The organism is Streptomyces sp. NPDC006326, from assembly GCF_040612915.1.
In the GTDB taxonomy this organism is placed as follows: domain Bacteria; phylum Actinomycetota; class Actinomycetes; order Streptomycetales; family Streptomycetaceae; genus Streptomyces.
In genome coordinates this window covers 1-9,094 of record NZ_JBEXRC010000098.1, presented here as the reverse complement: position 1 = coordinate 9,094, position 9,094 = coordinate 1, and the positions used below count along the sequence as shown (strand labels likewise).

Annotated in this window: 9 protein-coding genes; 8 read left to right on the top strand and 1 reads right to left on the bottom strand. The window is 75.7% G+C overall.

Translation table 11 applies throughout. The annotated features are described in order from the left end of the window. The first annotated feature begins 91 nt into the window (after positions 1-91). From ABZ128_RS35245 to ABZ128_RS35235, 3 genes are read left to right on the top strand one after another with little or no spacing between them, the layout of a single operon-like run. The gene (locus ABZ128_RS35245; protein WP_356853962.1) at positions 92-1,057 is read left to right on the top strand and encodes an iron chelate uptake ABC transporter family permease subunit; all 966 of its coding nucleotides are present in this window, start codon (positions 92-94) and stop codon (positions 1,055-1,057) included. An 8-nt stretch (positions 1,058-1,065) separates the two neighbouring features. Further along, positions 1,066-2,115, top strand: coding sequence for an iron chelate uptake ABC transporter family permease subunit (locus ABZ128_RS35240; protein WP_356853960.1), 1,050 nt, complete (start codon positions 1,066-1,068; stop codon positions 2,113-2,115). Beyond that, positions 2,112-2,966 carry an ABC transporter ATP-binding protein gene (locus tag ABZ128_RS35235; protein ID WP_356853958.1) on the top strand — a complete coding sequence of 285 codons (855 nt, stop codon included), beginning with the start codon at positions 2,112-2,114 and terminating at the stop codon, positions 2,964-2,966. The genes ABZ128_RS35240 and ABZ128_RS35235 overlap by 4 nt, the downstream gene beginning before the upstream one ends. Here ABZ128_RS35235 and ABZ128_RS35230 read toward each other — a convergent pair. Then, positions 2,950-3,297, bottom strand: coding sequence for an SCP2 sterol-binding domain-containing protein (locus tag ABZ128_RS35230; RefSeq protein WP_356853956.1), 348 nt, complete (start codon positions 3,295-3,297; stop codon positions 2,950-2,952). The two genes, ABZ128_RS35235 and ABZ128_RS35230, sit on opposite strands and share 17 nt — an antisense overlap. A gap of 65 nt (positions 3,298-3,362) precedes the next feature. On the opposite strand from ABZ128_RS35230, the gene ABZ128_RS35225 reads away from it, so the two are divergent. The 5 genes from ABZ128_RS35225 to ABZ128_RS35205 all read left to right on the top strand — a co-directional run bounded on the left by ABZ128_RS35225 (position 3,363) and on the right by ABZ128_RS35205 (position 8,660). After that, positions 3,363-3,743, top strand: coding sequence for a hypothetical protein (locus ABZ128_RS35225; RefSeq protein ID WP_356853955.1), 381 nt, complete (start codon positions 3,363-3,365; stop codon positions 3,741-3,743). A 7-nt stretch (positions 3,744-3,750) separates the two neighbouring features. Beyond that, positions 3,751-4,566, top strand: coding sequence for a TlyA family RNA methyltransferase (locus ABZ128_RS35220; RefSeq protein WP_356853953.1), 816 nt, complete (start codon positions 3,751-3,753; stop codon positions 4,564-4,566). Then, positions 4,563-5,531: an NAD kinase gene (locus ABZ128_RS35215; protein WP_356853951.1), complete on the top strand. Its 969-nt coding sequence runs from the start codon at positions 4,563-4,565 to the stop codon at positions 5,529-5,531. The genes ABZ128_RS35220 and ABZ128_RS35215 overlap by 4 nt, the downstream gene beginning before the upstream one ends. A gap of 117 nt (positions 5,532-5,648) precedes the next feature. Then, a complete protein-coding gene (gene recN, locus ABZ128_RS35210; protein WP_356853959.1) occupies positions 5,649-7,367 on the top strand; it encodes a DNA repair protein RecN in 1,719 nt (572 codons plus the stop codon). A gap of 183 nt (positions 7,368-7,550) precedes the next feature. Then, positions 7,551-8,660 carry a glycosyltransferase family 4 protein gene (locus tag ABZ128_RS35205; protein ID WP_356853949.1) on the top strand — a complete coding sequence of 370 codons (1,110 nt, stop codon included), beginning with the start codon at positions 7,551-7,553 and terminating at the stop codon, positions 8,658-8,660. The last annotated feature ends 434 nt before the right edge of the window (positions 8,661-9,094 follow it).

Below are 9,094 nucleotides of genomic sequence, written 5' to 3'. Positions count from 1 at the left end.
TCCCCGCCGCCCTCCCGCTCCCCCCCCCTCCCGCGCCCCGCCGCCCCCCCCCCGCGGCCCCCCCCCCCCCCCCCCCCCCCCCACCGCCGGTCTGCTGGGCGCCCTCGTGGTGCTGGCCGCCATCGCGGTGGCGAGCATCGCCGTGGGCGCCCGGCAGATGCCCCTCGACCAGGTCTGGCACGGCCTGTTCCACTACTCCGGCACCCCCTCCGACGTGGTCGTGCGCGATCTGCGGATCCCCCGCACCCTGCTCGGGCTGATGGTCGGCCTGGCGCTCGGCCTCTCCGGTGCCGTGATGCAGGCGCTGACCCGCAATCCGCTGGCCGAGCCCGGCATCCTCGGCGTCAACGCGGGCGCCGCCGCCGCGGTGGTCTCGGCCGTCAGCTTCCTCGGGGCGTCCACGCCGGGCGAGTTCGTCTGGTGGGCCTTCCTCGGCGCCGCCGTCGTCTCCGTCCTCGTGTACGTACTCGGCGGCAGCCGCAGCGCGACGCCGGTGCGCCTCGCGCTCGCGGGTACGGCCGCCAGCGCGGCCCTGGTCGGCTACATCAACGCCGTACAGCTGATGGACGGCAAGGCGCTGGACAAGCTCCGTTTCTGGACGGTGGGTTCGCTGGCCTCCGCGAACATGGACACCGTCCGCCAGGTGGCGCCCTTCCTGCTCGCCGGCGCGGTGCTCGCCCTCGCGCTGGGCCGGCCGCTCAACGCGATGGCCATGGGAGACGACACCGCGCGGGCGCTCGGCGCGCACCTCACGCGCACCCGGATCGGCGCCATGGCCGCCATCACCCTGCTGTGCGGGGCGGCGACCGCCGCCTGCGGGCCGATCGTCTTCATCGGCCTGATGATCCCGCACCTGGTGCGGCTCCTCACCGGCCCCGACATGCGGTGGGTGCTCGCCTACTCGGCGGTGCTCGCACCCGTCCTGCTGCTCGGCGCGGACATCGTCGGCCGGGTCGTCACCCGGCCCGCCGAACTCCAGGTCGGCATCGTCACCGCGCTCGTCGGCGGCCCCGTCTTCATCCATCTCGTCCGGCGCAAGAGGATGGCACAGCCGTGAGGGTGAGAATGCCCGTGCACCGGCCCGGATCCCGCGTCCTGCGCGGTCCCGGCGGCCTGTCCGTGCGGGTCGAGCCGCGTGCGCTGGCGGTGGGGGTGCTGCTCGCCGCCGCCGCGTCGGCCATGGCCGTGCTGCTGACCGGCACCGGCGACTTCGAGATCGCGCCGGGCGACGTCGTACGGACCCTGCTGGGCAACGGCACGCCCGCACACGCCTTCGTCGTACGGGACCTGCGGCTGCCGCGGGTCCTGGTCGCCCTGCTGGTCGGCGCGGCCCTCGGCATGGCCGGGGCAGTCTTCCAGTCCGTCTCGCGCAATCCGCTCGGCTCCCCGGACCTGCTCGGCTTCGGGTACGGCTCGGCCGTCGGCGCGCTCACCGTGATCATCGTGTTCAAGGGCGGTGCCACGGCCGTGGCGGGGGGCGCGCTGGCGGGCGGGCTGCTCGCCGGGGCCGCCGTCTACCTGCTCGCGTACAAGCGCGGCATCCACGGCCACCGGCTGGTCCTCGTCGGCATCGGCACCTCCGCCCTGCTGGTCGCCGCCATCAACTACCTGCTGACCACCTCGCGGCTGGTCGACGCCACCCGTGCGATGGTCTGGCTGACCGGTTCGCTCTCCGGCCGGGACTGGTCCCAGGTGTGGCCCCTGCTGGCGGCCTGCGCGGTGCTGTTCCCGCTGGTCCTCGGGCAGAGCCGGGCCCTGCGGATGATCGAGATGGGTGACGACGCCGCGTACGCCCTCGGGGTGCGGGTGGAACGGACGCGGATGCTGCTGATGGCGGCGGCCGTCCTGCTGACCACCGCGGCCGCCGCCGCGGCCGGGCCCGTCAGCTTCGTCGCCCTGGCCGCGCCCCAGCTGGCCCGGCGCCTGACCCGGTCGCCCGGGTCGAACCTGCTCACCGGCGCGCTGATGGGCTCCGTCCTGCTGCTGGTGTCCGACTGGGCCTCGCAGCGGGCCTTCGGCGCCGACCAGGTGCCGGTGGGCGTGGTGACCGGGCTGGTGGGCGGCGTCTACCTGCTGTGGCTCCTCGTCGCCGAGCGCAGGACGGGACGGATATGACCGACTCAAGGAGGACGCACGTGCAGCGGCTGAGCGCGCAGGACCTGACCCTCGGCTACGAGCAGAGGGTCATCGCCGAGAACCTGTCGGTGGAGGTGCCCGACCACTCCTTCACGGTGATCGTCGGCCCGAACGCCTGCGGCAAGTCGACGCTGCTGCGCGCCCTGTCGCGGATGCTGAAGCCGTCCTCCGGGCGGGTCCTGCTCGACGGGCAGGTCATCGGATCGCTGCCGGCGAAGCAGGTCGCGAGGACGCTTGGTCTGCTCCCGCAGTCCTCGGTCGCGCCGGACGGGATCACGGTCGCCGACCTCGTCGCGCGCGGCCGCTACCCGCACCAGGGGCTGCTGCGGCAGTGGTCGCCCGAGGACGAGCGGATCGTCGTCGAGTCGATGACCGCCACCGGGGTCGCCGATCTCGCGGACCGGGCGGTGGACGAGCTGTCGGGCGGGCAGCGCCAGCGGGTGTGGATCGCGATGGCGCTGGCCCAGCAGACGCCGCTGCTCCTGCTGGACGAGCCGACCACGTACCTGGACATCCAGCACCGGATCGACGTGCTGGACCTGTGCGCCGAACTGCACGAGACGCAGGGGCGGACCCTGGTCGCCGTCCTGCACGACCTCAACCACGCCGCCCGCTACGCCACGCACCTGATCGCGATGCGGGGCGGGCGGGTCGTCGCGGAGGGCCCGCCCGCGGAGGTGGTGACGGCGGAGCTGGTGGAGGCGGTGTTCGGGCTGCGCTGTCAGATCATCGAAGACCCCGAGACGGGCACCCCGCTGGTGGTCCCCGCGGCCCGGCGCAGCCCCCGGGCGGGGGCGCACGCCGGGAGGGGGGTCACAGCAGGCTCTTGAGGCGGAGCAGGTCGCGGACGCCGGCCTCCAGTTTCACGCGGCCGGATGCCCAGGCCTTGGCGAAGCGCAGCTCGCCCGCGACCAGCGCGACGAGGTCGTCGCCGCTCATGGCGAGCCGGATGTCGGCCTTGGCGGCGGGCGGGCCGGGGGCGAGCGCGTCGACCCGGATCCGGCCGCCGTCGAGACGGCCCGTGAAGGTCCGGTCCAGGTCGGTGATGTGGCAGCTCAGGGAGCGGTCGAGCGCGGCGGCGCCGCGCACGCCGCTGTCGGCCCGCGCCAGGTTCTCGGAGAGTTGGTCGAGTGCCGCCCGGCACTCCTCGATCGTAGCCATCGTGATCTCGACCGTACCGCAGAGCCGCGGGTGGTTGCCCCGGCGCTTCGGGGTAGCGTCGGGGCATGACCGACGAACTGTCCGCAGGGCCCGAGGATCCCGCCGGGGGCTCCCGGCCCGAGACCGGGGCCGGCGGGGCTGCCGAGGCCGCTGAGGCGGGCGGTGTCCCCGAGGCCGGTGGGGCGGCTCCCCGAACCGGCGGGGCTCTCGGGCCCGCCGAGGCCGGTGGCGCCGCCGGGCCCGCCGATCCGGCGCCGCTGGGGCTGGTCCGGACGCCCACCGGGCACCCGGGCGTGGACGCGCACCTGGAGCGGCTGTCGGATGCGGACCACCTCCCGGCGGACGGGCACGTCGAGGTGTACGAGGATGTGCACAGGGGGTTGCGCGACGCGCTGACCGCGCTGGACGCACCGCCCGTCCCCGGACCGTACGAAAACAGGAGCTGAACCGAACGTGGCAGGAGTGGCACGCCGCCGCCTGGACGCCGAACTGGTACGCCGCAGCATGGCCCGCTCGCGCGAGCACGCCGCCCAGCTGATCGCCGCCGGCCGGGTGACCGTCGGCGGCGCCACCGCGACCAAGCCGGCCACCCAGGTGGAGACCAGCGCGGCCCTGGTGGTGCTGAAGGACGACAGCGACCCGGACTACGTCTCCCGGGGCGGCCACAAGCTCGCGGGCGCGCTGGCGGCGTTCCGGCCGCGCGGGCTGGTCGTCGAGGGCCGCCGGGCGCTGGACGCCGGCGCCTCCACCGGCGGCTTCACCGATGTGCTGCTGCGGGCGGGCGTCGCCCACGTGATGGCCGTCGACGTCGGCTACGGGCAGCTGGCCTGGTCGCTGCAGAGCGACGACCGGGTCACCGTGAAGGACCGGACGAACGTCCGGGAGCTGACCCTGGAGCAGATCGACGGCGTTCCGGTCGACCTCGTCGTCGGTGACCTGTCCTTCATCTCGATCGGGCTGGTGCTGCCGGCGCTCGTGCGCTGCTGCGCTCCGGACGCGGACCTGGTGCTGATGGTCAAGCCCCAGTTCGAGGTCGGCAAGGACCGGCTCGGCAGCGGCGGCGTGGTCCGCAGCCCGGAGCTGCGGGCGGAGGCCGTGCGGGAGGTCGCGGCGCAGGCCGCGAAGCTGGGACTGGGCGTGCTCGGGGTGACCGCGAGTCCGCTGCCCGGCCCCTCGGGCAACGTCGAGTACTTTCTGTGGCTGCGGGCGGGGGCACCGGCACTCGACCCGGCGGATGTCGACCGTGCAGTGGTGGAGGGGCCGCAGTGACAGGTACATCTACGACAAGTGCAGCTACACCGGACGCGGGTGCACCGGACGGGGGCGCGCCGGACGCGGGGCGGGGGCGGACGGTCTTCCTGCTCGCGCACACCGGCCGGCCCGCGGCCATCCGCAGCGCCGAGCTGGTGGTGCAGGGGCTGCTGAAGAGCGGTCTGGGGGTGCGGGTCCTGGAGCACGAGGCCCAGGACCTGCCGCTGCCGCCCGAGGTGGAGCTGGTCCCGGAGACCACCCCTGACGTGCTGGACGGCTGTGAGCTGCTGGTGGTGCTGGGCGGCGACGGGACCCTGCTGCGCGGTGCGGAGTACGCGCGCAGCTCGGGGGTCCCGATGCTGGGCGTGAACCTGGGCCGGGTGGGCTTCCTCGCCGAGGCCGAGCGGGACGACCTCGACAAGGTCGTCGACCGGGTCGTGACGCGCGCGTACGAGGTCGAGGAGCGGATGACCCTGGACGTGGTCGTCCGGTCCAACGGCGACGTCGTGCACCGCGACTGGGCGCTGAACGAGGCCGCCGTCCAGAAGGTCTCCCCGGAGCGGATGCTGGAGGTGGTCCTGGAGATCGACGGGCGGCCGGTGTCCGGCTTCGGCTGCGACGGGATCGTCTGCGCGACCCCGACCGGCTCGACGGCGTACGCCTTCTCCGCGGGCGGGCCGGTGGTCTGGCCCGAGGTGGAGGCCCTGCTGATGGTGCCGATCAGCGCACACGCGCTCTTCGCGAAGCCGCTGGTGACCTCGCCGCAGTCGGTGCTCGCGGTGGAGGTGCAGGCCGGAGTCCCGCACGGGGTGCTGTGGTGCGACGGGCGGCGGACGCTGGAGCTGCCCGCGGGGGCGCGGGTGGAGGTCCGGCGGGGCGCGGTGCCGGTGCGGCTCGCCCGGCTGCACCACGCGTCGTTCACGGACCGGCTGGTCGCGAAGTTCGCGCTGCCGGTGTCGGGGTGGCGCGGGGCGCCGCACTGAGCCCGGTCGGCGCCGCTTCGACACCCCGCTAATAGCACACCCGTACGAGAATTTCCTCGCGGGTGACGTCACATGGCACCGGGGAAACCTCGGTATGGTCGTCCCGTGCTTGAGGAGATGCGGATACGGTCGCTCGGGGTCATCGACGACGCGGTGGTCGAGCTGTCGCCCGGTTTCACCGCGGTGACCGGCGAGACCGGCGCCGGCAAGACGATGGTCGTCACCAGCCTCGGACTGCTGCTCGGCGGACGCGCCGACCCGGCGCTGGTACGGATCGGGGCCAAGGCGGCGGTCGTCGAGGGCCGCATCGTCATGCGCCCCGACGCGCCGGCCGCCGTACGTGCCGAGGAGGCCGGGGCCGAGCTCGACGACGGCGCCCTGCTGATCAGCCGGACCGTCTCCGCCGAGGGGCGCTCGCGCGCCCACGTCGGCGGCCGCTCGGTGCCCGTCGGCCTGCTCGGCGAACTCGCGGACGACCTCGTCGCCGTGCACGGGCAGACCGACCAGCAGGGCCTGCTGCGGCCCGCCCGGCAGCGGCAGGCCCTCGACCGGTACGCCGGGGACGCCGTCGCGGTCCCGCTGGAGAAGTACGGGGCCGCCTACCGGCGGCTGCGCGCCGTCTCCGCCGAGCTGGAGGAGATCACCACCCGGGCCCGGGAACGGGCCCAGGAGGCGGACCTGCTGCGCTTCGGCCTGGAGGAGATCGCGGCCGTGGAGCCGCTGGCCGGGGAGGACGCGGAACTGGCGGCGGAGGCGGAGCGGCTCGGCCACGCCGAATCGCTGGCCTCGGCGGCGCAGATCGCGCACGCCGCGCTCGCCGGCGATGTCGAGGACCCCGAGGGCGTCGACGCGAACACGCTGGTCGCGGGCGCGCACCGGGCCCTGGAGGCCGTACGCTCCCACGACCCGGCCCTCGGCGCGCTCGCGGAGCGGATCGGCGAGCTCGGCATCCTGCTGTCCGACGTGGCCGGGGAGCTGGCGGGCTACGCCGACAACCTGGACGCCGATCCGCTGCGCCTCGCGGCCGTGGAGGAGCGGCGGGCCGCGCTGAGCCAGCTGACGCGCAAGTACGGCGACTCGATCGACTCCGTGCTGGAGTGGGCCGAGAAGGGCTCGGCGAGGCTGCTGGAACTGGACGGCGACGACGAGCGGATCACCGAGCTGACCGACGAACGGGACGGCCTGCGCGCCGAACTCTCGCAGCTGGCCCAGGCGCTGACGGACGCCCGGGTCGAGGCGGCGACGCGCTTCGGGTCGGCGGTGACACAGGAACTGGCCTCGCTGGCGATGCCGCACGCGCGGGTGACGATCGACATCCGGCAGGTCGAGGACCCGGACGGGGTGGAGGTCGGCGGCCGGCCCGTCGCGTACGGCCCCTCGGGCGCGGACGAGGTCGAACTGCTCCTGGCCCCGCACCCGGGCGCCCAGCCGAGGCCGATCGCCAAGGGCGCCTCGGGCGGTGAGCTCTCCCGGGTGATGCTGGCGGTGGAGGTCGTCTTCGCGGGCTCCGACCCGGTGCCGACGTACCTCTTCGACGAGGTCGACGCGGGCGTCGGCGGCAAGGCGGCGGTCGAGGTGGGCCGGCGCCTGGCGAAGCTGGCCAAGTCCGCGCAGGTCGTGGTCGTCACCCACCTCCCGCAGGTGGCGGCCTTCGCGGACCGGCAGCTGCTGGTGGAGAAGACCAACGACGGGTCGGTGACCCGCAGCGGCGTGACCGTCCTGGAGGGCGAGGACCGCATCCGCGAGCTGTCGCGCATGCTGGCGGGCCACGAGGACTCCGTCTCCGCCCGCGCCCACGCCGAGGAACTCCTCGCGGCGGCCCGCGCCGACGCGTAGCGGACGGGCCCGGCGCAGGGACGCTGCCGGGCCTGCTCCCCGCCTCTGTACTCCATGTGGGTGAGGCTGGGGGGCGCGTGACGGTGTCTCGTACGGGATCCGTGCCCTTATGGTCCCGGAAGGCGCGTGCGTACTGGCATTCTGGGCGTCGACTCTGCCTCCCTCACCCTGGAGCTTCGGCCCGTGAGCAGCTCCCCGGTCTCGACCCCGGTCCCCGCGCAGTCGTACGGGCGGCCGCCGCTGCGTACCGTCCAGGTGCTCGGGGGTGCGGGGGCGGGCAGCAGTGCGCACGTGCGGTCGCTGGCGACCGGGCTCGCCGCGCGCGGCGTGGGGGTCACGGTGTGCGCGTCGCCCGAGGCGGAGGGGGAGTACGACTTCACCGGCGCCGGGGCGCAGTTCACGCCCGACGCGGGCAGTGCGCTCCGGGCCGTGTGCGCCCATGCCGACGTCGTGCACGCGCACGGGGTGCGGGCCGGGATGCGGGCCGCGCTGGCGCTGCGGGGGCGCCGGGTGCCGCTGGTGGTGACCTGGCACGGGGGCGGCCCCGCCGCCGAGGGGCCGCTCGGGCGGCTGGGCCGGCTGCTGGAACGGCACGTGGCGCGGGCGGCGGCGGTGGTGCTGGGGGCCTCCTCGGACCAGGTCGCGCTGGCGCGTGCGCGGGGGGCGCGGGACGCGCGGCTCGCGCCGGTGGCGGCTCCCTCGGGCCCGGCCGGGCCGGTGGATCCCGGCAAGGTGCGGGCGGAACTCGGCGCGGTGGAGCGCCCGTTGATCGTCGCCGTCGGGAGCCTGGTGCCGCACCGGGGGTACTCCGTCCTGCTGGACGCGGCGCGGGCGTGGCGGGTGCTGGAGCCGGCACCGCTGGTGGTGATCGCGGGGGAGGGCCCGCAGCGGCCGGAGCTGACGCGGCGGATCGAGGCGGAGGGCCTGCCGGTGCGGCTGCTCGGGCGGCGCCGCGACGCCGCTCAGCTGCTCGCCGCGGCGGACCTGGCGGTGCTGGCGAGCCGGTGGGAGGCGCGGTCGCTGCTGGCGCAGGAGGCGCTGCGCATCGGCGTTCCGCTGGTCGCCACGGCGGTCGGGGGCATGCCGGAACTGGTCGGCGAGGCGGGCGTGCTGGTCCCGTACGGGGACGCCGGCGCACTGGCGTCGGCAGTGGCGCAGCTCCTGGCGGACCCCGACCGGCGGGCCGCCCTCGCCCTGGCGGGGCACGCCCAGGCGGCGACATGGCCGTCGGAGGACGACACGGTGGCGCAGGTCCTGTCGGTCTACGACGAGCTGACGGAACGCCGCCGCTAGCCTCCGGCGCCGCCGCAGGGTACGGCGGCCCCGCGCCGGTGCCGCCCGAGCGGGGCGCTGCCGCCGTGCGGGCCCCGGGGGTGCAGCGCGGAGCCTCTCCCCGCCCCGCCCTTCCTCCGTTCCCCGGGCTCCGCCCGGACCCCGCACCTGGGCGGTCCTCTACCAGGGCCGGTTTGCGGGGCCCCGCCCCTTCAGACGCCGGCCGGCGGGGCCACGGGGGCGCCGCCTCGGGGGCCGTGCGCCGCACCGGCGATCGAGGCCGGAGGGGTGGAGAGGCGGGGCGCGGAGCTTCTCCCCGCCCCGCCCTTCCTCCGTTCCCCGGGCTCCGCCCGGACCCCGCACGTGGGGGTCCGCCACGGGGGCCGGTTTGCGGGCCCCGGCTCCTTCAGACGCCGGCCCGGGGCGGGCGGTGGGGGCGCCGGAAACGCAGGAAG